We start from the raw sequence: 25,420 nt of genomic DNA, 5'->3' as shown, positions 1-25,420 counted from the left end.
TAGACCTTCCCGCAAAGATATTACAAGGTGACAGGTTGACACCCAACTTGGCGCCGGTCATGTTTTTGGCAGGCGGGCAAGTCGCCGGTGGGAGGATGTGTGAGCTATCCGGGCACAGCAAGGATGTACCGCGCCGCGCTCGCGGTCCTGCTGCTGCCGCTGGCCGCCGCCGGCTGCATGGCGGGGCATGGACCCGCAGCGACCGCCGCCAGCCGGCCTGTCACCCGCAACCTCCAGGCCGCGATCGATGCGCTGCCCGCCGCCGGCGGCACGGTGCGGATCGCGCCCGGCATCTATCGCGAACGGCTGCGCATCGGCCGTGACGGCGTGCGGCTGGTCGGCACGGGGGCGCGGCCGCAGGATGTGGTGATCGTCGGTGGGGAAAGCGCCGCCACCACCGGCTCCATCTATGCCTCCACTACCGTCCATGTCGCGGGTGACGATTTTCGCGCCAGCAACCTGACCTTCGCCAATGATTGGGAGGCGAACCCGGCGCACGGATCATCGCAGGCCGCGGCGCTCGCGATCAGCGGCGACCGCGCGGTGCTGACCGGGGTGCGCGTGCTGGGTGGGCAGGACACCCTGTACCTGACCGGCCCGCCCGGCCGGCTGACGCGGCAAATGTTCCGCGACTGCTATATCGAAGGGCATGTCGATTTCGTGTTCGGCAATGCGGCGACCTGGTTCGACAATTGCCAGATCCACGGGATCGACCACCACACGGTGATGTACACCGCGCACAGCCGCAACGCGCCGGGGGAGAAGGGCGGCTTCGTGTTCCATCGCAGCCGCTTCACCGCCGGCACCGCTCCGGGCGGCATCTATCTCGGCCGGCCATGGCGGCCCTATGCCCGCGTCGTGCTGATCGACAGCCAGGTGGACGCGCCCTTCGCACCGGGCGGCTGGCGCGAATGGAAGCCGGGCATGACCGACAACAGCGCCAGCGCGACCTACGCCGAATACCGCACGACCTACACACGCGGCGCGCCCGAACGATCGCGCATCCGCCAGCTCACGGCGGAGGAGGCGGCGCAATGGACGCTGCCGGCCCTTTTCAACGGAGACATTCAATGGATCGACGCGCCATGACGCCCACCAGGCGCGACCTGATGCGCGGCGTCGCCGCCGGGGCGGTGCTGCTGTCCGTGCCGGCCTGCGTCCATGCGGACCTGCCCGGCGGCAGTCGGGCGGCGGATGACTGGACCCCGGCGGAACGTGTGCTCGCCCGCATCAGCCCGCCGACCTTTCCAGCGCGGCAGTTCGACATTCGCCAGCATGGCGCGCTGCCGGGCGATCTGGCCCGCACCAGCGACGCCATCGCCGCCGCGATCGACGCCTGTGCCGCCGCGGGCGGCGGACGGGTGCTGGTCCCGGCGGGGGAGTGGCCGACGCGCGGCATCCGGCTGAAAAGCGGGGTGGAGCTGCATGTGGCAGCGGGCGCGACGCTGAAATTCTCGACCGATCCCGACGACTTTCTGCCGCTGGTGCTCAGCCGGTTCGAAGGGATCGAGTGCATGAACTACGCCCCGCCGATCTACGCGTTCGAGGCGGAGAATGTCGCGCTGACCGGCACCGGCACGATCGACGGGCAGGCGAGCTGGAAGAATTGGTGGAACTGGATCAACCGGGAAGACCAGGCGATCAATGCCGGCCGCAACGAGGCGCAGCGGCGGCTCGCCACCCTGGCGGAACAGGGCGTCCCGGCACAACAGCGGATCATGGGCGAAGGCGCCTATCTGCGCCCCAGCTTCGTGCAGTTCTACCGCTGCCGCAACGTGCTGATCGACGGGCTGACGGTGAAGGGTTCGCCGATGTGGATCGTGCATCCGGTGCTGTGCACCAATGTCACGGTACGCGGGTTGGTCATCAACTCGCTCGGCCCCAACAATGACGGGTGCAACCCGGAATCGTGCAAAGACGTACTGATCGAACGGTGCGATTTCACAGCGGGCGACGATTGCATCGCCATCAAGAGCGGGCGCAATCACGACGGCCGCAATATCGGCGTGCCGAGCGAGGACATTGTGATCCGCAATTGCCGGATGCGTGACGGGCATGGCGGCGTGTCGCTGGGCAGCGAGGCGTCGGGCGGCATCCGCAACATCTATATCCGCGATTGCCGCATGGGCGGCAGCGACCTGCTGCGCGCGCTGCGGCTGAAGAGCAATTCGTGGCGCGGCGGCTATATCGAGAACATCCTGTTCCGCGATGTCGAGGTCGACAGCGTGGGTGAGGGCGTGCTGGAGATCAGCCTGCTGTATGGCGAGCCGGGCAAGCCACGCGGCGCGAAGGGCGAACTGCTGCCGCGCCGCGTGGGCGGGGTGACGATGCGCAACGTGCGCAGCCGGGGCAGCCTCTACGCACTCGACATCCAGAGCTATCCGGAACTGCCGGTCGATGCGATCCGGGTGGAGGATTGCCGGTTCGACAATGTGAAGGAAGGCAACCGGCTGGTCCATGCACAGGTGACGGCGAGCAACGTCACCATCAATGGCGAGGCATGGGTGCCGGCATGATGCGGCACCTGTTGCTGGCGGTGCTGCTGGCCCTCAGTGCCGCCCCCGCGAGTGCCGAGACGGTGCGCGTGGCGCCGCAGGAGCAGGGCGCCCACCGCACCATCGCCGCCGCGATCGACGCGCTGCCCCCCTTCGGCGGGGAGGTGCGGATTGCGCCGGGCACCTATCGGGAGAAGCTGTGGATCAGCAAACCCAACGTGCACCTGGTGGGGGAGGGCGCCGGGCCGGAGGGGGTGGTGCTGGTATATGGCGACAGTTCCGTCAATGTCGGCAACACCTACGCCACCCCGTCCGTCTATGCCGCCGCCGACGGGTTCCGCGCGGACAACCTGACCATCGCCAACGACTGGGGCACCCGTCCCGGGGAGGAGAACAGCCAGGCGGTGGCGCTGGCGATCAGCGGCGACAAGGCGGTGCTGACCCGCGTGCGCATCCTGGGCCGGCAGGACACGCTGTATCTGTCGCAGCCGCCCAACCAGGTCAGCCGCCACGTCTTCCGCGACTGCTATATCGAAGGGCATGTCGATTTCGTGTTCGGCAATGCCAAGGCCTATTTCCAGCGGTGCGAGCTGCACGGGGTGGCACGGTCGAACATCTTCTACACCGCGCAGAGCCGGAACGGGCCGGAGGAGGACAGCGCCTTCGTGTTCAGCGATTGCCGGCTGACCGCCGAGTCCGCGCCCGATGGCGTATGGCTGGGGCGGGCATGGCGGCCCTATGCCCGCGTCGTGTGGCTGAACACCCGGATGGACGCGCCGATCGCGCCCGCCGGGTGGCGCGAATGGTATCCGGACCGCTCCCGCACGCTCGACACCGCCTGGTATGCGGAGCATCGTTCGACCGGGCCGGGCGCATCGCCCGAGACGCGGGACCCCAGGTCGCACCAATTGACCGACCAGGAGGCGCAGCAATGGACGCTGGCGAGCTTCTTCGCCGGCGATATCGGCTGGATCGACCCATCACACGAATAAACAGCTTTACAGCTATCTGACAGGTTGTAAGATCGGCCCCGGTGGTTTCGATCGGCAGTTTCTCTCCCTGCTCGCCGACTCCGTTTCCCCACCCCGACTTCATAAGGCGCCCGGTCACTCGACCGGGCGTCCTTTTTATGGAGCGTCAGGCCACCACGTCGCGGGCGATCACCGGCAGGTCCCCGATCGCGACATCGGTGCTGTCCCGCGTGCTTACGGCGCCCTCGGCGGGCGACGATGAAGCGACGCCATCGACGATCCCGCCCGCCACGCGGGACAGCCACACGGTGGGCCGCGCATCGGGCGCCTGCGTGCGAAACACGGAATCGCGCAGGGTCAGCCGCCGGGCGTTGCGGGCGTAGAAGCCGGCGGCGGGCATCGTCCTCAGGTAATTGACCTCCAGGCTGGTCTCGTGCCGGTATTCAGGCACCAGCGATGCATCCTGTTCCGTGCCGCCGCCGGTGCTGGTCACGTCGATATTGCTGAAGCTCGCATCCTCTATCGGACTTTCGTTCAGCCCCTCCACCCCGCACGGGTACCGGCCATCCGCGCCGGAGACGAGGATGTCGGAAAAGCGCACCCGCCGGATGGTGCCCACCGGGGTGCCGCGCGGCGCGCGCTGGCGGGCGCCCAGATGGATGAACAGCGGATGGTTGACCGGATCGTGCATCACGATGCCGCTGATCGACACATCCTCCATCGTGCCGCCATCGACGATGCCGACCAGGATGCCGCGCGTCGTGTTCATCACGCAATCGGCGATGCGGATATTGCGGTATCCGCCGATCGTCTCGGTCCCCATCTTGATCCGGCCGAAGGGGCCGCGCCCGTAATCGGTCGGGCGGTAGGTGCCGTCCAGCACGCTGCCCATCAGGAACCCGCTGGTGCGGCAATTGGCGACCAGCACATCCTCCGTGATGACAGGCCGGCCCAGCGCGCCGCTGCTTTTCAGCACGATGGCATCGTCCTTGGGCGAATTGACCGTGCAATTGACCACCCGCACGCCGCGGCAGCAATCGATGTCGATGCCGTCGCGGTCGGTGTCGATGGTCAGGCCGTCGGCCGTCAGGTTGGAACAGCCATGCGCGATCAGCGCGAAATGACCCGCCTGCAGGATGGTCAGGCCGGCCACCCGCACATTGCGGCAATCGCGCAGGCCGATGGTCTTGTTGGCGCGGCCGACCTGCTTCTGCTCCTCCGGATCGCGCAGCACCAGATCGCGCACCGGGATACCCAGCGCGGTGGCGGACTGCCAATGGTCGCGCTGGTGCCAGCGGTCGTTCGGGCCGGCGCGGTCCAGCCCCAGCCCGTGCAGCATGCCTTCGCCCAGCAGTGCGATGTTGCTGGCGCCATCGGCGTAGATCAGGCTGTTGTGGACGTGGGTGATCCCGAAATCCTGGAACTGCTCCTCCAGGTAGTTTTCCGGCGGGTCGTAATTGGCGCCGTGCGTATCGGGGGAGGCGGCGATGATCGTCGCGCCCGCCGCCACATACAGCGTGATGTTGTCGACCAGCCGGATCGAGAAGCTGAGATACCGGCCCGGCGGGACCAGCACGGTGCCGCCGCCGCGTGCGGCGACGGCGGCGATGGCGCGGTTGATCGCCGGGCTGTCCACCGTCGTCCCGTCGCCGCGCGCGCCATGGGCGCGCACATCCTCGAACGCGCCGGTTGCAGGCAGCGCGGCCAGCGCATCGCCGCCGGCGAACAGCGCGCCCGATGCGCCCAGCAGGCCCAGCGCGGTGCGCCGGTCGGGATGGGTGGGGTTCACGGGTAATCTCCTTGTGCTCATCCGGCAGGCGCACCGACATCGCAGGGCGTGGCCACCAGGCCGTTCAGGTAGTCTTCCAGATGGGTCCAGCCGTCGCCATCAGGGTCGAGCGCGCCATCATCGCGCGCCGGATCGAGGCCGTGCGCGCGTTCCCACGCATCGGGCATGCCGTCGCCGTCCCGGTCACGAAGGGGGCGGCCGGGGCGGAGGCGGGGCCAGCCGCCATCCTCCGCCTCGTTGTCGATGATCCGGCCGCTGCGGTCCCGCACGCCCGCGACGACGGCACGGTCCACCGCATCGCGCGCCTCCGCCGCGCCCGCGCAGGCGAGCACGCGCGGCTCCGCCATGTCGGCGGGATCGGCGGCCACCGGGCCGACATCGGGCGGGGAAGCGAGCCAATAGCCCGCAGGGATCGTGCCGGTGACCAGCGCCGCCTGATCGGCGGGTTCGACGCCGTTCATGCGGTTGCCCGCGAAGAAGGCGCGAGCCAGCGGGTTCTGCTCCTCGAACGCGAGATTGCCGGTGCTGTCCGGCCCGGCGATGTAGCTGTTGTCGATGAAGGCGTAGGCGATGTGCGTGCCCTTATCGACGTTGTAGCCGGACCGGTCCCGCCCCCAATTGTAGAACACGTTGGACCGGAACTCGACCCGGCCGCCCTGTGGATCGTCCGCCGGGGGCGAGTAATTGCCCGGGCGTGGCATGCGGTCGAAATGGTTGGCCCAAAGATTGTGGTGGTAACTGACCCGCGCGCCGCGTGCGATGCGGACCAGGCTGCCGAAGCCGTGCACCCCCTTCTGGTGAACCGACCGGCGCAGCGAGTTGGCGATGACCGACCATTGCACCGTCAGGTCCCAGATCCCCGCATCCGGCGCGTCATACAAAGCGGAGCTCGACAGCGTCTCGTCCACCGACCAGCTGGCGGAGACATGGTCGACGATGATCCGCCGCCCGCGCGAGATGGTGAAGGCATCCTCCTGCGTGCGGGACGCGGCGCCGAGGCGGGAGCGGATGTAGCGCACGATCACGTCGTCCGCCGCGATGTCGATGCCATGATCGCGTAGGGTGATGCCGTCGCCCGGCGCGCTCTGCCCGGCGATGGTGACGCGGCCGTGGCGGATCACCAGCGGGCTGGCGAGTCGGATTGTGCCGGCGGTGCGGAACACGATCGTGCGCGGCCCTTCCGCCTCCACCGCCGCGCGCAGGCTGCCCGGCCCGCTATCGGCCAGCGTCGTGACCGCGATCACCCGCCCGCCCCGTCCACCCGCGGCGAAGCGGCCGGCGCCCTCCGCCCCCGGAAAGGCGAGCTGCTGCGCGGCGGCAGGGGTGGAGAGGGCGAGCAGCGCACCGGCGAGCAACAGGCGCGGCGTCACAGCACCTTCTCCAGCGCGGTGCCCAGATTGGCGAGGATCGCGTAGAGCGACCAAAGGCCGATCGCGGCGATGACCAGCAGGATCGCGGTCTGCCACCAGCGATTGACGTGTTCGTCCAGCATGTAGCGCCGCGTGGCGGTCAGGCGGATGATGCCGAGCAGGATCGGCGGCAGGGTGATCGCCGTCACCACGCTGGTGCCGAACACGCTGATATGGACCAGGTCCGGCGCGCCCGGCACGGTGATCGCCAGCGGGACGACGATGAAGAACGCCATCATCGCGCGGTTGAACCACGGGTCCTGCTCCACCGCCGCGAACCGCGCGCCCCGGCGCGTGCCGGTGTGCAGCCCGTCGAACATCAGCCGGGCGAAGCCATGCGCCTGCGCCGGGAAGCTGGTGAAGGCCTTCAGCGCGAAGGCGATCCACAGCAGCGCCGGCCCGGCGGGCCCGACGGCGAGCGTCATCATCTGCGCCAGCCCCGCCTCGTTCGACACGGTGATGCCGGTGCCGCGCAACGTCTCCGCCGCGACGATCCAGATCAGCAGGTTGATGAGCAGCAGCGGGATCATCCCCGATGCCAGGTCGAATTGCTGCAGCGCGCGGTGCCGGGGGCCGTTCCATCCCCGCTCCGCCATGAAGTACGGGTACAGCAGGTTGGCGGCCGATCCGCCGATCGTGCCGATCGTCGCCACCGCGATGAACAGCGCGTCGAACGGGCCGTTGTCGGCCGGCACGTCGAAGGTCAGGCCGCGCAGCAGTGCCGCCCAGTCGACCCGGCCGATCCGCACCAGCGCATAGACGAACGACCCGATGATGACGACGGAGGCGATCCGCGCGCTCCATTCCAGCAGGCGGAACGCGCTGCCCCGCGTCAGCAGGATGGCGGTGCCGATCACCACCGGCACGCCCCAGAAGAAGTGCCCCCATTCGCCCCCGCGCCGGCCGAACAGCTCGTACAACCCCACCGTGCCCGCGCGCAGGAAGGCCGATTGCACGATCATGCCGTAGATCAGCATGGTGACCGCGAAGAAGGCGGGGAAACCGCGCCATACCCGGCGGAAGCCCGCCATCAGCGACTGGTCGCCGAACCGGTTCTGCAGCTTGTACTTGGCGATGGCGGAGATCATGAAATAGCGCGCGCCCAGCGCCACGATCAGCGTCCACATCAGCGCGTAGCCGTAATTGGCCCCCGACACGCTGGAACTGATGAGGTCGCCGGTCCCCAGGAACGTCATGGCCAGCACGAGCCCGGGGCCGAAGCCCCTCAGGTGGGAGCGGATGCCGGTGGCGGGCAGGCCCTGCGGCAACTCGGCCGCGCCCAGCGGACCGGCAGTGCGGCCGCTGTCCGTCGCCACGCTCATGCCGCGTCCTGCCGCTGGCCGGTGCGGGCATGGCGGACGAAGCGGGCGAGCACGCCGGGATCGCCGAAGCCGCCCGATTTGGTGACAAGGCGCAGATCGGGCCGCCCGACCACGCGGGCGGAGGGGATGCCCGCGCACCACTCACCTTCCGGTACAAGCTGGCGCACGGCCAGCGCGTCCAGCACGGCGGCGGCGGTGTCGCCGCCGGAACACAGCAGCGTGCGCACGCCATCGGCGCGAACCAGGTCCGCCACCTTCCCGGCAAAGCGGGCCAGCGCGGGTGCGGGATCGGGCTGAGGGTCGGCGGGCATGCGGTGCAGGTGCACCGCCGTGTCCTTGGGATCGGGGTATTCGTGACGCAACCTTTGCACCTGCGCATCGGTGATCGCATCGCGCGATCCGATGGCGATCAGCAGCGGCAATTCCGGTTGCGGCGTCGCGGCGGTCGCGGCGGGGCCGAACAGCCGCTGCGCCAGTGCGGTGGCAAGCCCGCTTGCGCCCACCGCCAGGATGCATTCCGGATCGGCCAATACACCGGCGGCAATGGCGTCGAGATCCGCCATGTCGCCTGCGTCGTGGCACAGGCAGGCTGTGGCGGCGAAGTGGTCCGCGACCCCGATCGGCCGATCCAGCCCGCGCCCTGCCAGCAGCCCGCCGGCGACGATACGCTGCTGCGCGGGCACGGCGGGGCAGATCGCGGCCAGATCGCGGCCGGATTGTGCGAGCAGGCTATCCACCTCCGCCGCGCAGGGGCCCTGCAGCCGGCTGTCGACTTTCTTGAACACCAGCCGGGGGGCAAGCGGTGCAAGGGCGCGCCATGCCGTCGCGGCCCGCTCCGCCGCTGCGGCGGGTGGCAGGTGGCGGCTGCGCGTGTCGACGGCCAGCACGGCGGGATCGCCGGCCGCGGCCTCCGCAATGGCATCGACATGCAGCGCGATGCGGACGGAGGCGCCGCGCATGGCGAAGGGCGCCGCGCTGTCACTCGCGCCGGTCAGATCGTCGGCGACGATCACGATGGGGTTCACGCTCCCTCCCTTCCTCTCTCCGCCGCGATCCACACCGCGATCCGGCGATTTGTAAAGCCGTAGCATCACCCGGAAAACCGGCTGCAAGCTGCGGGATCATCGCCAATCCGGGCAGCATAGAGCCGTACTCTGAATTTACAAGGAAGCACAAAGCCATTACAGGTCGATATACAGGATGACAGGTTGTGGATCACGCGGTAAGCACGGGATCAGGCCACACGGATGGTCCGGAATCGGGAGGGATCGATGGGCGAGATGGAAGCTGAGGCGGGCGGGATCGTCATCACCGTCGGCGACCCGGCCGGCGTCGGGCCGGAGATCACCTGCCGCGCGCTGCTGGCGCTGGGGGAACCGGGGCGCCACTCCGTCCGCGTGGTGGGTCCGCGCGACAGCATGGAACGCGCCGCGGCGCTGGTCGGCGCTGACCTGTCCTTCGGCGAGGAGAGCCGGGGCACCATCGTCCGGCTGGACGACATCGCGCTGCCTGCGCCGATCACGCCCGGCCGGATCGACCCGGTCGCGGGCGATGCCGCCTATCGCGCGATCGTGCGGGCGGTGGAGATCGTGACGCGCGATGGCGGCTGCATCTGCACCGCGCCCATCAACAAGGAGGCGATGAACGCCGCTGGCCACGCCTTCGACGGGCATACCGGGCTGCTGGCGCACCTGACCGGCGCACCCGCATCCTTCATGCTGCTGGCGTCCGAACGGCTGTCCACCATCCACGTCTCCACCCACATCTCCCTGTCAGGCGCGATCGGGCGGGTGCAGCCGGCCCGCGTGCTGGCGACCATCCAGGCGGGCGCGGCGCACCTTCGCCGGATCGGCATCGCCAGCCCCCGCATCGCGGTCGCCGGGCTGAACCCCCATTGCGGGGAACACGGGCTGTTCGGGGACGAGGACGAGCGTTGCATCGCCCCCGCCGTGGCGGAGGCGCGGGGGCAAGGTATCGACGCGACCGGCCCGATCAGCCCCGACACCGTGTTCTACCGCGCTGCCCAGGGCGAGTTCGACCTGGTGGTCGCGCAATATCACGACCAGGGGCACATCCCGACCAAGCTGATCGCCTTCGACACGACGGTAAACGTCTCGCTCGGCCTGCCGATCGACCGCTGCTCCGTCGACCATGGCACCGCGTTCGATATCGCCGGCACCGGCCGCGCCTCGCACGTCAACATGATGGCCGCGCTCGATTACGCCCGCCGCCTGGCCGCAGCGCCGCGCCGCGCCCCGGCGGAGCTGGCGGCGTGAGCGCCGCCGGCATCAGGGGCGTGCTGAGCGCCAGCTTCACCGCCTTCGACTCCGATGGCGCGCTGGACCTGCCGCGCACCGCCGCCCATGCCGCGCACCTGCTGACCCATGGCTGCGACGCGATCGCCCCGCTCGGCACCACGGGGGAGGCGAACAGCCTTTCGGGCACGGAGCGCAGGCGCGTGCTGGAGGCGCTGGTCGCCGGCGGCGCCGATCCGCTGCGCATGGTGCCCGGCACCGGCGTCTGTTCGTTGCCCGAGACGATCGAGCTGACCCGCCACGCCTACGATTGCGGGGTCCGGACCGTGCTGCTGCTGCCGCCGTTCTACTACCCCGATCCCAGCGAGGACGGGCTGTTTGCGCATTATTCCCGCGTGCTGGATGGCTGCGCGCTGCCCGGCCTCACCGTCTGGCTGTACCACATCCCGCAGATGAGCGGGGTGCCGATCACCCACGGGCTGATCGCGGGGCTGGCCGCCAGCCACCCCGGTACCGTGACGGGCGTGAAGGATTCCAGCGGCGACCTGGACCATATGCGCGGCCTGATAGCGGCCTTCCCGGACCTTGCCGTGTTCGCGGGCGCCGATCACTTGCTGGGCCCGCTGCTGCGCGCCGGCGGGGCGGGATGCATCACCGCCACGTCCAACCTGATCGCGCCGGAGCTTGCCGCGCTGGCCGCCGATATCGCGGCTGGCGCCGGGGAGGAGCGGACCCGTGTGGCGGAGCAGCGGATCGGGGCGACCCGCGCGCTGTTCCAGCGCTGGCCGCAGATCCCGGCGCTGAAGGCCGCGCACGCCATCCGCACCGGCCATGCCGGCTGGGCAGCGCTGCGCCCGCCATGGCTGCCGCTGACGAACGCCGAACAGGCGGAGCTGTCCCGCGCGCTCGCCGACCTGACCGAACCATCCCTGCCGGAGCTTTCCGCATGATCCGTCTCCTTCTCGCCGGCGTGGCCGGCTGCGCGCTCGCCGTGCCCTTCGCAGCCGTGGCCGAGCCGGCGATGAACCCGGAGATGATGGAGATACCCGCGGGCACCTTCACGATGGGCGCGGCCGACGATCTGGGCCGCGACTGGTTCAATGAGCGGCCCGCGCACGAGGTGACCATCACGCGGCCCTTCCGCATCGCCCTGCACGAGGTGACAGTCGGCGAATGGCGGCGGTTCAACGGCGACACGCCGCTGACCACCGACCACATGCCCTATGCCGCCGGGATCAGCTGGGACGACGCGGTCGCCTACGCCGCCTGGCTGTCGGAGAAGACCGGCCGCCAGTACCGCCTGCCGACCGAAGCGGAGTGGGAGCATGTCGCCCGGCTGGCGGCGGCGGACCCCGCCCGCTATGCCGCGCTGGAAGGATTGAAGAGCGGGCCGACCGAATGGACCGCCGACATCTTCGGCCCCTATTCCATGGTCGCCCAGATCGACCCGACGGGCGCGGCATCCGGCCCCTTACGCGTGGTGCGCGGCGGGCGCATGGCGTTGAACCCGACCCGCGCGACGCACGACCCCGACGTGGAGATCGACTACAGCCGGCCGGAGGCGCGGCTTGCCTTCCCGCCCGGCTTCGCGCCCGCCAAGGGCGCCGAGGAAGCGGGCGGGTTCCACGCCATCGGCCTGCGCCTGGTCGAAGGACCGGCCCCCGCCACCGCGCCCGCGCCGGTCACGCCGCCGATGCATGCGGCGGGCGTGCGGCAGGACCTCGCCACCGCAGCGCAGGGGCCGGACCCCAGCGTCCCCTATTTCCGCCGCCGCCCCTATCTGCCATCCCCGCCCGATCACACCGGCGGCGCGACGATCGACAAGAGCGGGTGGGATGCCTGGCTGCGCAATCACCATCACAGCCCGTCGATCAGCGTGCTGCCCAATGGCGACGTGCTGATCGGCATCTACACCAGCTACCGCGAATACGAGGCGGGCACCCAGTTGATCGGCACCCGCCTGCGCCACGGGGCGGACCAGTGGGACGCGCCCGCGCCGCTGATCGACATCGTCGGCGTCAACGATCACGCGCCGCTGCTGATGCGCGATGGCGGCACGGTGCGGCTGTTCTGGGGCAATCCCTATTCCGGCGGCGCCGAGTGGGGGCGGGGCGGGCTGCCGTTCCAGTCCATGACCACGGACGACAATGGCGGGACCTGGTCGCCGATCCGCTACGCCCACGTCACCGGCCCGGTCGGGGCGCACAACCGGCAGCCGATCAACACCGCCTTCCGCGACAGCCAGGGCCGCCTGCTGATCGCCAGCGACGGCGCCAGCGAGCTGTACGAGGCTGAGCGGACCGACAACACGTCGCTGCTGTGGGCCAGCACCGACGATGGCGAGACCTGGACCGATACCGGCGGGCGCACCTTCGGCCGGCACACCACCTTCGTGGAAACGACCGACGGCCGCATCCTGGGCTTTGGCGGCAAGAACACCAATATCGACGGCTTCATGCCGCTGTCGACCTCCACCGACGGGGGCGCGAGCTACACCAGGTCGAAGCTGCCCTTCGTGGCGCTGAGTTCCGGCCAGCGGCCCAGCGTGCTGCGCCTGCAGAGCGGGCGGCTGATGCTGATCGGCGACTATGTCACGACGAAGCCGATCAACCGCCCGGTGGAGGAGCGCGGGTCGTACATCGCCATCTCCGAAGACGAGGGCGCGACCTGGCGGTTCAAGGCGATCCCCGGCACCGGCCGTTCGGCGAAGCCGGGCCGGGCGGACGACATGGAAGGCGGCACGCTGGGCTATTCCGCCGCGGCGCAGGGACCGGACGGGGTGATCCACGTCGTCACCTCCGTCACCAACCCGTCCGTCGCGCTCGCCTTCAACGAGGCGTGGATCGACGCGCCCGACGATGCCCCGCTGCCCGACAATGCCGCGCTGGAGGCGAACGATGTCACCGCCGTCACCGGCGTCACGGTGCACGAGGAGCGCTATCCTGACGGCGCGTTGCGCGGCAGGTGGTCCGGCGGGCGGGCGAATACCGGCGCGCTGGTGTTCGACGGTCCGCAAAGCTGGCTTTACCCCGACGGGCGCCCGCAATGGGACGTCACCTACCGGCTGGGGCGCAAGGTCGGAACGGAGAAGTTCTACGACATTGATGGCCGGGTTGCCTGGCAACGGGAGCATCAGGGCGACGGCAGCAATGTCTGGACGCGCTGGTGGCCCAACGGGCAGGTGCGCAGCATCTCCGCCTGGCAGGACACGCGCGCGCATGGCCGAGCGCGCACCTGGGCGGCGGACGGCACGCTGCTGAACGATGTGGAATTCGTGAACGGCTTCCTGCCCGGGCACGAGTTCAAGCAGGGCCATGTCCCGTTGGAAAACGTGCAGTGATGCTGCTCGATCGCGGGATCGTGCTCGAACAGCCGCGTACCATCCATTTCGGCGCGCATATCCTGCCGGAAGTCGGCCGCATCGCCGCCGCCCATGCGATCCGCCGCACGCTGGTGATCGCGTCGGCCGCCAATCGCGGCCGGGTGGACGCGCTGGACCTGCCGGGAGAGGTCGCGATCTTCGACCGGGTGGACCGCGAACCGGACCTGGCGATGCTGGCCGCCGCGCGGGCGCTGGCCGCCGCGTTCGATCCGCAGCTGGTTATCGGCTTCGGCGGGGGCAGCGCGATGGACCTGGCGAAGCTTGTCGCGGTGCTGGCCGGGCATGCCATCCCGGTGCAGGCCATCGTGGGCGCGGGGAAGGCGCCGCGCCGCCGGGCCATGCTGGTGCAGGTGCCCACCACCGCCGGCACCGGTAGCGAGGCGGGATCGCGCGCGCTGGTCACGGACGAGGCGAACGGCGCCAAGCTGGCCGTCGAAAGCCCGCACATGATCGCCGATGCCGCCGTGATCGACCCGGCGCTGGCCGTGACGGTACCGGCGGCGATCACCGCGGAGACGGGTATCGACGCGCTGGCCCATTGCGTGGAGGCGTTCACCAATGTCCGCGCCCATCCGGTGATCGACCTGTATGCCCGCGAAGGCATCCGGCTGGTCGGACGATACCTGCCGCGCGCGGTGGAGCAGGGCGACGATCTGGAGGCGCGCGCCGGCATGGCGCTGGCGGCGCTGTATGGCGGGTTCTGCCTGGGGCCGGTCAACACCGCCGGCGGGCATGCGGTCGCCTACCCGCTCAGCACCCAGCACGGGATCGGCCATGGGCGGGCCAATGCCATCATCTTCCCGCACATGCTGGCCTTCAACGCGCCCGCCGCCGGTGACCGCACGGCGGAGATCGCCCGCCTCCTGGGCCTGGCACAGCCGGCGGCGGAGCAGGCGATCGGCCCGGCGGCGAGGGGCTTCTGCGCGCGCCTCGGCATCCCGATGCGCCTCACCGCGCATGGTATCGGGCCGGAACACGTCGCCGCCATGGCGGCGGAGGCGGCGGGCATCCGCCGGCTGCTGGACAACAATCCGCGTCCGATCACCGGCGCGGACATCGCCGGCATCTACACCGCCGCGCTGTAGCCGCGCGGTTGCCGCCGGTCAGAGGCGGAGGTCGATCAGGCCGCCGCCGAACAGGCGGTCGCGCGAATGGCGGATATGCGATCGCATCGCCTCCCGCGCGCGGGGCGGGTCCTGGTCGCGGATGCCCGACAGGATCTCCGCATGTTCGATCGTCGACTGCTCCAGCCGGCCGCTGGGCTTCAGCAGTGCCATGCCGTGCAGCTTCATGCCGACGGAGATCTGGTCGCGCAGCGCCAGCAATGCGCTGACGAAATACTGGTTGTTCGCCGCACGTGCGATCGTCAGGTGGAATTCCAGGTCGATGTCGTCGCGGTGGACCTTGTCCGTGGTCGCATGTTCCAGCCGGCGCAGGATGGCGGCCAGCTCCTCCAGCAAAGCGTCGCTGCGGCGCATCGCGGCGAGGGCGGCAGTCTCCCCCTCGATCGTCTCGCGGAATTCGAAGCAGCGCTGGATATCGGCAATGGTCTGCGCGGGGGTGAACAGCGGCGCGATGTCGGCGGTGCCGCCGGTCGCCTCCACCACCTCAGGTCCCCGGACGAAGCTGCCCGCACCCTGCCGCGAATAGATCACGCCATCGTCACGCAGCCGCTTCAGCGCGTCGCGGATGACCGGACGCGACACCTCGAACGAACGGGCCAGCTCGTGCTCGCTCGGCAGCTTGGTCTGGCGCGCGTACTGGCCGTTGGAGATCCAGCTGAACAGCTGCTCGTACACCTTGTCGGCCAGCGTGGCGCGCTGATCGATCTCGAACCCGCCGGTTGTAAAGCTGTGAGCGTCGCTGGAACTGTGCATCACTGCCAGATACCGCCATTTTCCCCTCCTTTGAAGAGGGTGAAACAAGCTGGTGTCGCAAATCTACAGGCGCAGCAAACCTGTACGACAACTAATGTTGAGCAGCGCCTCGGTACCATCATCTCCTGATCGGCCTCGTCAGCACGGCTTTGATTCGCCAGCACGAGACCCGCAATCGCGTCAGGCGCCAAGCGAACAGCAAGTGCCTTACATTGTAAAAGCCGTCACGCCGGTGTCACACGATGGGCACTAGGATCAGTCCGTAAATACCTGCCACCTGCTTTCATCTCACCTATTTACAACTTTGCAACCTAGCTTTATGCAGCGGTCAAAGGGCGCGTGGAGAGCGCCCGTCTGTGGGAAGAGGGGATGAAGATGGGCAAGCCCGTGAGCTTTCTCGTGACGACGGCCGTAGCCGCGCTGGTGGTAGGACAACCCGCATGGGCGCAGGCGGGTCAGCCGACGCCCGGCCAGCCCCCGGCCAGCGCGCCGCCGGCGGAACGCCAGCCCGGCGCCAGCCCGACCACGGACGGGCAGAATGAGAATATCGTCGTCACCGGCAGCCGTCTGCGCACCGGCAACGTGGTATCTCCCGCCCCCGTGCAGATCATCGACCAGGAGGCGATCCAGCGCGAGGGGTTCATCAACATCCAGGATGCGATCCAGCAGAATCCGGCCTTCGGCAATCCGGGCAATGCGCGCACCACCTCCAACGGCAGCCGCGAAGGCACGGGCAAGTCCGTCGTCGGCCTGCGCAATGCGGGTGAGGGGGCGACGCTGCTGCTCGTCGATGGCCGGCGGATCGTGTCGAACGACCTCGGCTTCATCCCCAGCGGCTTCGTCGACCGGGTGGAGATCCTGACCGGCGGTGCATCGTCGGTCTACGGATCGGACGCGCTGGCCGGCGTCGTCAACTTCATCTTCAAGAAGAACTATGACGGGCTGCAGGCCAATGTGCAGGCGGGCGTCAGCGAGGAGGGCGACGGCGAGGAATACCAGGCCGACCTGACCTTCGGCCGCAACTTCGCTGACGGGCGCGGCAATGCGCTGTTCTATGTCGGCTGGTCCGAACAGGGGGAGGTGCTGAACGGCGACCGCCCCGTCTTCGGCGAGGGGCTGACCAGCAAGGGCCTGCTGGACCGCACCGCCGATCGCAGCGACACGAACCTCGTCAACGCGCAGAACCTGTTCGTCGGCGTCCCGCAATTCTCCGCCGCCACGCCCGCCGGTCGGTTCGTCACCAACGGTACCGGCGGCAACGCCTTCACCGTCATCGACGGCGTGACCCGGCGGCAGGTGACGGACGATTATTTCAACGGCGCCCCGTTCGGCGCGATCGCCGTGCCGCTGGAACGGTTCGGTACCGCCGCCCGGATCAACTTCCAGCTGACGCCCGACCTCAACCTGTATGCGCAGGGCACCTATGCCCGCACGCAGAGCCGGTCGTACAACACCTCGCTGGTGATGCAGAACAGCGGCGGCGCCAGCGGCGTGTTCAACCAGAGCCCGTACAATATCGAAAGCTTCGTCAACAGCGCGGCCGGTGTCGCGACGCGGGTCCGCAACCCCTTCGTGCCCGACGCGATCTTCAACAGCGCGCGCGATACCAATGGCGATGGCCTGCGCGACATCGCGTTCCAGCGTCGGCAGAACGAATGGGGCGACTTCGTCAACGACCAGAAGCGTTCAGCCCAACAATTCACCCTGGGCGTGGAAGGCGACCTCGGACGCTTCAATTACGAGGCATGGTACTCCTACGGCCTCGCCAAGGAGACCGGCCTCACCACCGGCCTGATCAATGCCGATCGCGTGGCGCAGGCGCTGGAGGTGATCCCCGGCCCCAACGGCCCGCAATGCGCCAGCGCGCTTGCCCGGTCGCAGGGCTGCTTGCCGCTGAACCTGTTCGCGGGCGAGGGCACTGTTTCGGCCGAGGTCGTGAACTACAGCCGGGCGACCAGCACGCGCGACGTCGAACAATCGCTGCAGGACCTGTCCGCCAATATCAGCGGCCCATTGTTCCAGATCCTGCCGGCCGGGCCGGTGCAGGCGCTGGTGGGCGCGCAGTATCGCCGCGATCGCTCCTCCACCGTCTACGACCCGCTGATGAATGCCGGGCGCAATGGCTGGCAGCAGCAGGGCAACGTGGTGGGCGCAGTGTCCGCGACGGAGGTCTATGGCGAGCTGGAGGTGCCGCTGCTGGCCGACCAGCCGTTCTTCTACAACCTGACATTGCGCGGCGCGGCGCGCGCATCGTGGTATTCGCAGATCGATGGCGCCTTCATCGGATATAATGGCAGCGCCGAATGGGCACCCATCCGTGACGTGCGGTTCCGCGGCACTTACGCCCGGTCCATCCGCGCGCCCACGATCAGCCAGCTGTTCCGGCCGGGGAACACCGCGCTCGATCAGGTGAACGACCCGTGCCTGGGCGTGACGCTGACCACCAACACGCCCACCGCGATCAATTGCCGGGCCGATCCGCTGGTGGTGGCGAACATCAACGCCAATAACGGCGTGTTCACGCTGACGCCGGTCGATCGCGGGCCGTCGGTCACCTCCATCTCCACCATCAGCCCCAATCTGGAGGAGCAGTACGCCACCACCTACACCGCGGGTGTGGTCATCAATCCGGTGTCGATCGATGCGCTGCGCAACGTCGTGCTGACCGCCGATTTCTATCATCTGTTCATCACCAACGGCATCTCGGCGGAGAATGTCAGCAACGCCGCCAATCTGTGCTATGTCCAGGGCTTCGACGAGTTCTGCACCTTCTCCCGCCGGGCGGAAACGGGCGTGTTCAGCGTCGGGTCGATCGAGACCTACCGGTCGGTGCAGCGCAACACCACGGGCGAGCGGCTGGTAGAAGGATTGGACTTCACCGGGTCGTATCGCACCGACCTCGACAACATCGGCCTCAACGACACACGGCTGAGCTTCTCGTTCACCTGGAGCCACCTGCTGCGCAGCTTCACCCGGTCAACGGAAGGCGCGGAGAAGCGTGATCTGCGCGGGGAACTGGGCACGCCGACCAACCCGGCATCGGGCACGATCAGCATCGACAACGACCGGTTCGGCTTCTCCGTCACCGGGCAGTATGTGCCGGAATACATCGTGGAGCAGCCGACCCGTAACCGGCTGTTGCTGGCCGATGGGACCGAGCCGCCCCGTGACCTGTTCACCATTCCGAGCAAGTTCTACACCAACGCGCAGGCCCGGATCAATTTCGGGGAGCGCTACCAGGTGTTCGTCGGCGTTCGCAACCTGACTGACACCAAGCCGTTCTATGTCTACAATGTCGGCGGCAATCCCTATGTCTATGATCCGATCGGCCGCCGCTTCTATGCCGGCTTCCGCTTCACGATGTGATGATGGCACGCAGCGATACCGCGTTTGAGCAAACGATGCTGACTCGGCGCAGGGTGGTTGGATTGTGCGCGGGCGGCGCCGTCGCCGGCACATTGCCGGCGGTGGCGACGGGGGCGGCGGTGGCCGCCCCGCTGACGCTCCTTGGCTATGATGCATTCCGCCATCATGTAGACAAGTTCAACGCGCAGGACCCGGAACGGCCGCTCAACCTGATTCCCAATGCGGGTGCGTGGGACTGGATGGTCGCCAATGTCCCCGCCTTCGAATGCCCCGATGCAGAGCTGGAGGAGATCTACTGGTTTCGCTGGTGGAACTACCGCAAGGCGCTGGTCCGCACGCCGCAGGGGATCAGCGCGACCGAGTTCTACAACCGCGCGCCCGTCAGCAGCGCGGTGGGGCACCACGTGATGGAGGGGCGCTGGCTGCGCGATCCCGTGTGGCTGGACTCGATCGTGCAATACTGGATGGCGCCGGGCCCGGACGGGTCGCCGCCGATGGATGTCCTGAAATATAGCGGCTGGACCATCTGGGCCGCGTGGCATCGCTGGATGGTCAGCGGCGACACCGCGTGGCTGCAACGGCATTATGACGACTTCGCCGCCTATTACGCGGGCTGGGAAGCGGCCAAGATGAACCCCGACGGCTCTTTCTGGCAGTTCGACGTGCGCGATGCGATGGAGGAGTCGATCAGCGGGTCGCGCACCGAGCCGCATCTGCGCCCGCCGCTGAACAGCTATATGTACGGCAACGCCGTCGCCATGGCCGCGATCGCCCGCCTGTTGGGGCGGGAGGATGACGCGCGCACCTATGACGCCAAGGCCGCCGGGCTGAAGCGGTTCGTGCAGGACAGGCTGTGGGACACCGACGCCCGCTTCTTCAAAGTCCGCTTCGTGAAGCCGGGCCAGCCCGATGACGGGCAACTGGCCGACGTGCGGGAGCAGATCGGTTACATCCCGTGGTACTTCGACCTGCCCGACACGAATGCCGGGTATGAGGATGCATGGGCGCAATTGCGCGACCCCGAAGGATTCGATGCGCCGTTCGGCATCACCACGGCGGAGAGGCGGCACCCGCGCTTCCGCTTCCACGTGGTCGGCCGGTGCGAATGGAACGGGCCGGTATGGCCCTATGCCACGTCGCAGACGCTGACCGCGCTCGCCAATGTGCTGAATCACCGGACGCAAGGCCAGGTCGATGCGGGCGATTATCTGCACGCGCTGCGCACCTATGCCCGCGCCACCTATCGCGACGGCAAGCCCTATATCGGCGAGTATCTGGACGAGGTGACCGGCCAGTACCTGCATGTCGATCTGGAGCGCGGGCGGTACTACAATCATTCGACCTTCTGCGACCTCGTCATCAACGGGCTGGTCGGCCTGCGCCCGCAGGCGGACGGGCGGCTGGTCGTGAACCCGCTGGTCCCGGCCGGCACCTGGGACTGGTTCGCGCTGGACGGTATTCGGCTGCGCGGCCGTACGGTCGCCATCTGCTGGGACCGGGACGGATCACGCTACAACCGGGGCGCGGGGCTCAGCGTGCTGGCGGATGGGGAGGTCGTCGCCCACTCGGCGCAGGTCGGCCAGGTGGAGGCCGCGATCGCCTGAGGCAGCCTTGGCTGCTGGATTGCGCTTTGCTTCGTTTGCCTTTCTTCTCGCAGACAAAAACAAGCGTTCGATTGACAGGAGCCCCTGCAGCCGCGTAGCCAGCGCGACGAGATAGTGGCCGAAGAGCCGTTGTCAGGGAGATTTCGCAGATGGCAGGTCAGCAGCAATACGGCGCGGGAATCTGGCACTTCGCCACCTATGTCGACCGCTACGCCACGGATGGCTACGGTCCGGCGCGCTCGCTGGTGGAGATGATCGACATGGCCGGGCAGGTGCGCGACCTGTCGGTGGTCGACATCAACTTCCCCTTCGCCGATCCGTCGCTGTCGCTCGACACGGTGGAGCAGGCGCTGGCCCGCAACAATTTGTCGGTGATCGGCATCACGCCCGAGATCTACACCCGTCAGTTCGCCAAGGGCGCGTTCACCAACCCGGACAAGGGCGTGCGCAAGCTGGCGCAGGACATGTGCGACGAGGCGGCGGACGTGGTGCGCCGGTTCGGCGCCAGTTATGTCAAGCTGTGGCCGGGGCAGGATGGCTGGGACTATCCGTTCCAGGTCGATCACCGGGCGGTGTGGCAGGCGAGCATGGACGGGGTGGGCGAGCTTGCCAGCCGGCACCCGGACCTGAAGTTCGTGATCGAGTACAAGCCGCGCGAGCCGCGCGTGCACATGAGCTATGACAGCGTGGCGCGCACACTGCTCGGCATCGAGAAGATCGGCCTTGCCAATGTCGGCATCCTGCTCGACTTCGGCCACTCGCTGTATGGCGGGGAGAGCCCGGCGGACGCGGCGCAGCTGGCGATCGATCACGGGCGGCTGTTTGGCATGGACGTGAACGACAATCTGCGCGGGTGGGACGACGACATGATCGCCGGTTCGGTCCATCCGATCGAGCTGTTCGAATTCTTCTACACGCTGCGCAAGAACAAGTGGGAAGGGGTGTGGCAGCTCGACCAGTTCCCGTTCCGGGAAGATGCGGTGGCCGCCGCCAACAGCGCGATCGACTTCCTGAAGCACATCGACCGCGCGCTCGACCGCCTGGACTTTGATGCCATGCGCGCCGCCCAGGAACAGCAGGACGCCGTCACCGCCCTCGGCCTCGCCAGGGCTGCCCTGTTCGGCGGGTGAAAGGCGGCCCTGCGCCGTTCGGGAGCGTCACCATGAAGCATCGCCATCTGGCTGTCGCCGCCGCGCTCGCGTCCGCCGCCTGCCTGACGGCGGCGCCGCTGCTGGCGCAATCGGCCGGCGACGCCGCCGCACGCTCCGCCCCGGTGGCGGACAAGGTGCGCCTGTTCGTGCTGACAGATATCGGCGGCGATCCGGACGACAAGATGTCGCTCGTCCGGCTGATGACCTACGCTAACCACTTCGACATCGAAGGGTTGGTCGCCACCAAGAACAGCGACGGCGTCTTCCCAGAACTGATCACCAAGGTCGTCGCCGCCTATGGCGAGGTGCGCGACAACCTGGAACTGCACGAACCCGGCTATCCTACGGCGGAATCGCTGATGCGGGTCATCGCCAACAGCCCGCCGGCCGATGGCCGGGACGATATCGGGGCACAGTTCAACTCCCCCGGTTCCGAACTGCTGATCAGGGCGGTCGATAGCCGGGATGATCGCCCGTTATGGGTGACGGTGTGGGGCGGGCCGTCCGTGCTGGCCCAAGCGCTCTGGCAAGTGCGCGACACGCGTTCCGCGGCGGAGGTGGACCGCTTCGTCAGCAAGTTGCGGGTCTACGCCATTTCCGACCAGGACGAGACCGGACCGTGGATCCGCCGCGAGTTTCCCGGCCTGTTCTACATCGTCAGCCCGGGGAACACGTTCCATAAATCGACCTGGACTGCGATCAGCGGCGACATGTTCCACGGTCGCTTCGCCGGGGGCGACTACTCGCTGGTGACCAATGAGTGGATCAACCGTAACATCCACGACAAGGGCCCGCTGAGCGAGGAATACCCCAATTTCAAGTTCCAGATGGAAGGCGATACGCCGTCCTTCCTGTATCTGGTGAACAACGGCCTGAACGTGCCCGAACGCCCGGACTGGGGCGGATGGGGTGGCCGCTACGAACTCTATACCCCGCGTCCGCAGAAATGGTTTTTCGCGCCGGAGACCCGCGCCATCTGGACCGACGCCACGGACGAGGTGCTGGGCCATGACGGCAAGTGGCATGATGACCAGTACGCGACCGTGTGGCGCTGGCGCTCCGCCTTCCAGAACGACTTTGCCGCGCGGATGGACTGGCAGACCAAGTCCTACGACGATGCCAATCACGCGCCGATCGTGCGCCTGGCGACACCCGACCGGATCACCGTCAAGAGTGGGGAGCGGGTCGATCTAAGCGCGGAAGGCACCACCGACCCGGACGGCGACGCGCTGTCCTACGAATGGTTCGTGTACGAGGAGCCGGGCACGCGCAGCATGTCCAACAACATAACCGGCGTGAAGCTGCCGGTGAACGATTTCGACCAGCAGCGGGCCTGGCTGCGGGTCAAGACTGACCGTACAGTACGGCCCGGGACCGGCACGATCCACGTGATCCTGGCGGTAACCGACCACGGCACCCCGCGGCTGACCCGTTACAAGCGCACCATCATCGACGTGGTGCCCTGACCGATCCGCCCGCCAGCTGGCGCCGACCGGTAAGCACGGGCGGCATCAAAGAGCAAAAGAACGATGGTTCTCCCCTCCACACAGTGGAGGGCCGCCCAGGCTCATAGCGCGATGTATCCGATTAGGGGTATGGACCCGATGCGCAAGCATCGGGCTCGCTCAACGCCGGCAGTACGGCAGCAACCCGTGGGTCCACCCGACAAGGTGCAAAACAGGTCCGCTACTTTCGCAGCGGACCCGGTAAGAAGACTTAAATGTCGCGCGGTCAGAACGCTACTGGAGGGTAGAGGCTTTCAGCTCACTGACAGCGCCAAATAAGCACGTGTCACCATTGATGCGCCTTTCGATCGTCACAGTCCTACCCACCAGAGCAGGGTCGCTTATTCCCCGATCACGTGTTGAGCGCCTCGGTAGCTGAAAGTGAGGTGCTTGGTAACTCGACGAACCTGATGACGGGCAAATGCGCTCTGCAACTTGGTGTCGTTGGTGCTGGTCCATGCCCTACATCTCTCGTCGCACGGGGTAGAGATGGTGCCATGGATCGGCATGTGGTCCGTTATCCATGATCCAGTGCAGGCGCGCGTTGCCATCGGCGGCAAAGGCCGGTTCCGTGGCTACCTTGCGGTTGAAAGCGGCACGCAGATGCGAATCACGCTCCAGCAGCAGATCGGCCAGCGGCGCCAGCATGAAATCCTCGCTGCTGCTCGGCGCGGGCAGCAACTGCGGGAAGAAGCCCCAAGCCAGGAAGCTGTCGCTGCTCTCCGGCTCCAGCAGGGCCGCCGCCAACAGGCCGTTCGGTTGGTCGGACGGAACGCGGATGGTGCCGGCCGGCACCACCTCTTCCACCTGATGGTGCTGCATGCCGGCCTGCAACGGGAAGCGCCCCTCGTAGGCGGGCTGCGGTTCAGGGTCCGCAAGCAACACGCGGTCGAGCACCATAGTGCGGGGTGCATCGATCACCTGGAAAACGATGCCGTGCAATTGCAGCCGTTCGATGATCGCCGTCTCCGCCGCCGGAACCCACCACGCTTCCGGCAGGTGAACGCTTTCGACCGGCTCCTGCCCGATGATCGGCATGTCGAAGGTGATCGGCCGGCCCAGCCAACGCTGCTCCTCCCTCCCGGATGCCGGCGAGACATAGGTGTCGAACGCCACACCGCGGAAGTTCTGGACCGTCCCGATCGGTTCTGCCGCGGGGCGCCAGCGTGTCAGCAATTGTTCCGGCCGAGACGCGCGGTCAGCCGCCTTGGCCGCGATGATGCGGTCCGTATCGCGTGCGGCGATCTTCAGCGCCGCCTCGAAGAGTACGCGGGTACCGAGCACGCGCTGGCGGTAGGGCTTCAGCGAATGGGTCTCCACCAGCACGGTCGGCACGGAAATGAAGTCGCCGTAGCCGGTGGAGTAGCGCGGCCCTTCCGGGCTGTAGCGGATACCCGCCTGCGGGTTCCTGGTGTCGATCGGACTTGGATAGCGGATCGGGAAATGCCCGGCATCGGTCAGCGCGTTCATCACTGACGGCTCGAAGCGGTTCTCCAGCCAGTCGGCCGTGTTGCGGTGGCGGGCGTAGGTGCCCCAGCCGGCATAGGTGAAGGTGATGTCGTAGCCCATGTCGAAGCCGGCGCTGACATGCGCATCGACATACAGGATCGGGTCCAGCCGGCGCAGGAGCCCGATCATCGCCCGCGTTTCGGGCGCATCGGCCTTGGCATAATCGCGATTGAGGTTGAGGTTGCGGGCGTTCGCAACGGTCCCCTTGGCGATCGGTCCATTGATGTGCAGCAAATTCCATCCGCTCATCATCTCGTGCCCATCAGGGTTGTAGATGGGGACGAACACCAGATCGACATCGTCCAGCAGCCCGGCGGCGCGCCCTTGTGCAATGTCGCGCAGCAACATCAGCCCGGCGTCCTTGCCGTCGATCTCGCCGGCATGGATGCCTGCCTGGATCAACACGACCGGCTTGGTGGCGCCATCCGTCGCTGCGCCAGTGCTGGCGCGTACCATCAAGAGGTCGCGCCCTTCGCCGCTATGGCCGAAGGTGCCCAGTGTCAGCAGCGGTGATGCGGCGTCTAGCCGTTCCAGGAAGGCACGTACCTCGGCATATCGGGGCGTGGACACGAAGCCGCTCGCCTCGGCGGGAGTAATCCACGGATCGCCGGGTGCGGCTATCAGTGCTTCGCTGGCGCCGTTCCATTCTGGGGCGGGTGGCAGGACGGTGGCGGGCAGCGTTTCTGCTTCGCCGTGCGCCGCGGCTGCCTCCGCCGCCAGCAACGCGCTGATGAGGGCGATCGGGGCGGCAAGGGAACGGAGAACGCTGGACATGAGTGGCGAGA

General features: G+C 68.0%; 17 protein-coding genes. 11 read left to right on the top strand and 6 right to left on the bottom strand.

All coding sequences use genetic code 11. From position 1 onward, the window contains the following. Positions 1 to 123: 123 nt before the first annotated feature. The 3 genes from V5740_RS14315 to V5740_RS14305 are packed head-to-tail and all read left to right on the top strand — an operon-like array spanning position 124 to position 3,487. Positions 124 to 1,089 carry a pectinesterase family protein gene (locus V5740_RS14315; protein WP_347304568.1) on the top strand — a complete coding sequence of 322 codons (966 nt, stop codon included), beginning with the start codon at positions 124 to 126 and terminating at the stop codon, positions 1,087 to 1,089. Then, on the top strand, positions 1,086 to 2,516 hold the full coding sequence (locus V5740_RS14310) for a glycoside hydrolase family 28 protein (RefSeq protein ID WP_347304567.1): 1,431 nt from the start codon (positions 1,086 to 1,088) through the stop codon (positions 2,514 to 2,516). Before V5740_RS14315 ends, V5740_RS14310 begins: the two co-directional genes overlap by 4 nt. Beyond that, complete coding sequence (locus V5740_RS14305; protein ID WP_347304566.1) at positions 2,513 to 3,487, top strand: pectinesterase family protein; 975 nt, start codon at positions 2,513 to 2,515, stop codon at positions 3,485 to 3,487. Before V5740_RS14310 ends, V5740_RS14305 begins: the two co-directional genes overlap by 4 nt. Before the next feature lie 145 nt (positions 3,488 to 3,632). Here the strand turns inward: V5740_RS14305 and V5740_RS14300 are convergent, their stop codons facing one another. Genes V5740_RS14300 through V5740_RS14285 form a run of 4 tightly spaced genes read right to left on the bottom strand, consistent with a single transcriptional unit; the run spans position 3,633 to position 9,011 of the window. Further along, the gene (locus V5740_RS14300; RefSeq protein ID WP_347304565.1) at positions 3,633 to 5,255 is read right to left on the bottom strand and encodes a glycosyl hydrolase family 28-related protein; all 1,623 of its coding nucleotides are present in this window, start codon (positions 5,253 to 5,255) and stop codon (positions 3,633 to 3,635) included. 17 nt (positions 5,256 to 5,272) lie between these two features. Next, positions 5,273 to 6,625 (bottom strand): pectate lyase, encoded by a 1,353-nt coding sequence (locus V5740_RS14295; RefSeq protein ID WP_347304564.1) that lies wholly within the window; start codon positions 6,623 to 6,625, stop codon positions 5,273 to 5,275. After that, positions 6,622 to 7,986, bottom strand: a complete 1,365-nt coding sequence (locus V5740_RS14290; protein ID WP_347304563.1) for an Nramp family divalent metal transporter — start codon at positions 7,984 to 7,986, stop codon at positions 6,622 to 6,624. Before V5740_RS14290 ends, V5740_RS14295 begins: the two co-directional genes overlap by 4 nt. Then, positions 7,983 to 9,011 carry a four-carbon acid sugar kinase family protein gene (locus V5740_RS14285; protein WP_347304562.1) on the bottom strand — a complete coding sequence of 343 codons (1,029 nt, stop codon included), beginning with the start codon at positions 9,009 to 9,011 and terminating at the stop codon, positions 7,983 to 7,985. Before V5740_RS14285 ends, V5740_RS14290 begins: the two co-directional genes overlap by 4 nt. 255 nt (positions 9,012 to 9,266) lie before the next feature. Here V5740_RS14285 and pdxA point away from each other — a divergent pair, with 255 nt between their 5' ends. The 4 genes from pdxA to V5740_RS14265 are packed head-to-tail and all read left to right on the top strand — an operon-like array spanning position 9,267 to position 14,708. Then, on the top strand, positions 9,267 to 10,262 hold the full coding sequence (gene pdxA, locus V5740_RS14280) for a 4-hydroxythreonine-4-phosphate dehydrogenase PdxA (RefSeq protein ID WP_347304674.1): 996 nt from the start codon (positions 9,267 to 9,269) through the stop codon (positions 10,260 to 10,262). Further along, a complete protein-coding gene (locus V5740_RS14275) occupies positions 10,259 to 11,191 on the top strand; it encodes a dihydrodipicolinate synthase family protein (protein WP_347304561.1) in 933 nt (310 codons plus the stop codon). The genes pdxA and V5740_RS14275 overlap by 4 nt, the downstream gene beginning before the upstream one ends. After that, positions 11,188 to 13,581: an SUMF1/EgtB/PvdO family nonheme iron enzyme gene (locus V5740_RS14270; protein ID WP_347304560.1), complete on the top strand. Its 2,394-nt coding sequence runs from the start codon at positions 11,188 to 11,190 to the stop codon at positions 13,579 to 13,581. Before V5740_RS14275 ends, V5740_RS14270 begins: the two co-directional genes overlap by 4 nt. Further along, positions 13,578 to 14,708 (top strand): iron-containing alcohol dehydrogenase, encoded by a 1,131-nt coding sequence (locus tag V5740_RS14265; protein ID WP_347304559.1) that lies wholly within the window; start codon positions 13,578 to 13,580, stop codon positions 14,706 to 14,708. Before V5740_RS14270 ends, V5740_RS14265 begins: the two co-directional genes overlap by 4 nt. Positions 14,709 to 14,726: 18 nt before the next feature. Here V5740_RS14265 and V5740_RS14260 read toward each other — a convergent pair whose 3' ends face one another. Next, positions 14,727 to 15,500: a FadR/GntR family transcriptional regulator gene (locus V5740_RS14260; protein ID WP_347304558.1), complete on the bottom strand. Its 774-nt coding sequence runs from the start codon at positions 15,498 to 15,500 to the stop codon at positions 14,727 to 14,729. Between the two features lie 339 nt (positions 15,501 to 15,839). Here V5740_RS14260 and V5740_RS14255 point away from each other — a divergent pair, with 339 nt between their 5' ends. The 4 genes from V5740_RS14255 to V5740_RS14240 all read left to right on the top strand — a co-directional run bounded on the left by V5740_RS14255 (position 15,840) and on the right by V5740_RS14240 (position 23,087). Beyond that, positions 15,840 to 18,866, top strand: a complete 3,027-nt coding sequence (locus V5740_RS14255) for a TonB-dependent receptor (protein WP_347304557.1) — start codon at positions 15,840 to 15,842, stop codon at positions 18,864 to 18,866. Positions 18,867 to 18,901: 35 nt separating this feature from the next. Then, positions 18,902 to 20,470, top strand: coding sequence for a glycosyl hydrolase family 65 protein (locus V5740_RS14250; RefSeq protein WP_347304556.1), 1,569 nt, complete (start codon positions 18,902 to 18,904; stop codon positions 20,468 to 20,470). Between the two features lie 149 nt (positions 20,471 to 20,619). Further along, the gene (locus tag V5740_RS14245) at positions 20,620 to 21,600 is read left to right on the top strand and encodes a TIM barrel protein (protein ID WP_347304555.1); all 981 of its coding nucleotides are present in this window, start codon (positions 20,620 to 20,622) and stop codon (positions 21,598 to 21,600) included. A gap of 32 nt (positions 21,601 to 21,632) precedes the next feature. Further along, on the top strand, positions 21,633 to 23,087 hold the full coding sequence (locus V5740_RS14240) for a nucleoside hydrolase-like domain-containing protein (RefSeq protein ID WP_347304554.1): 1,455 nt from the start codon (positions 21,633 to 21,635) through the stop codon (positions 23,085 to 23,087). 501 nt (positions 23,088 to 23,588) lie between these two features. On the opposite strand, the gene V5740_RS14235 is transcribed toward V5740_RS14240, so the two are convergent. Continuing rightward, complete coding sequence (locus V5740_RS14235; RefSeq protein ID WP_347304553.1) at positions 23,589 to 25,409, bottom strand: M14 family metallopeptidase; 1,821 nt, start codon at positions 25,407 to 25,409, stop codon at positions 23,589 to 23,591. Between the last annotated feature and the right edge of the window lie 11 nt (positions 25,410 to 25,420).

Origin of the sequence: Croceibacterium sp. TMG7-5b_MA50 (assembly GCF_039830145.1) — a bacterium.
Taxonomy (GTDB): domain Bacteria; phylum Pseudomonadota; class Alphaproteobacteria; order Sphingomonadales; family Sphingomonadaceae; genus Croceibacterium.
This window is presented reverse-complemented; position numbering and strand designations above follow the sequence as displayed.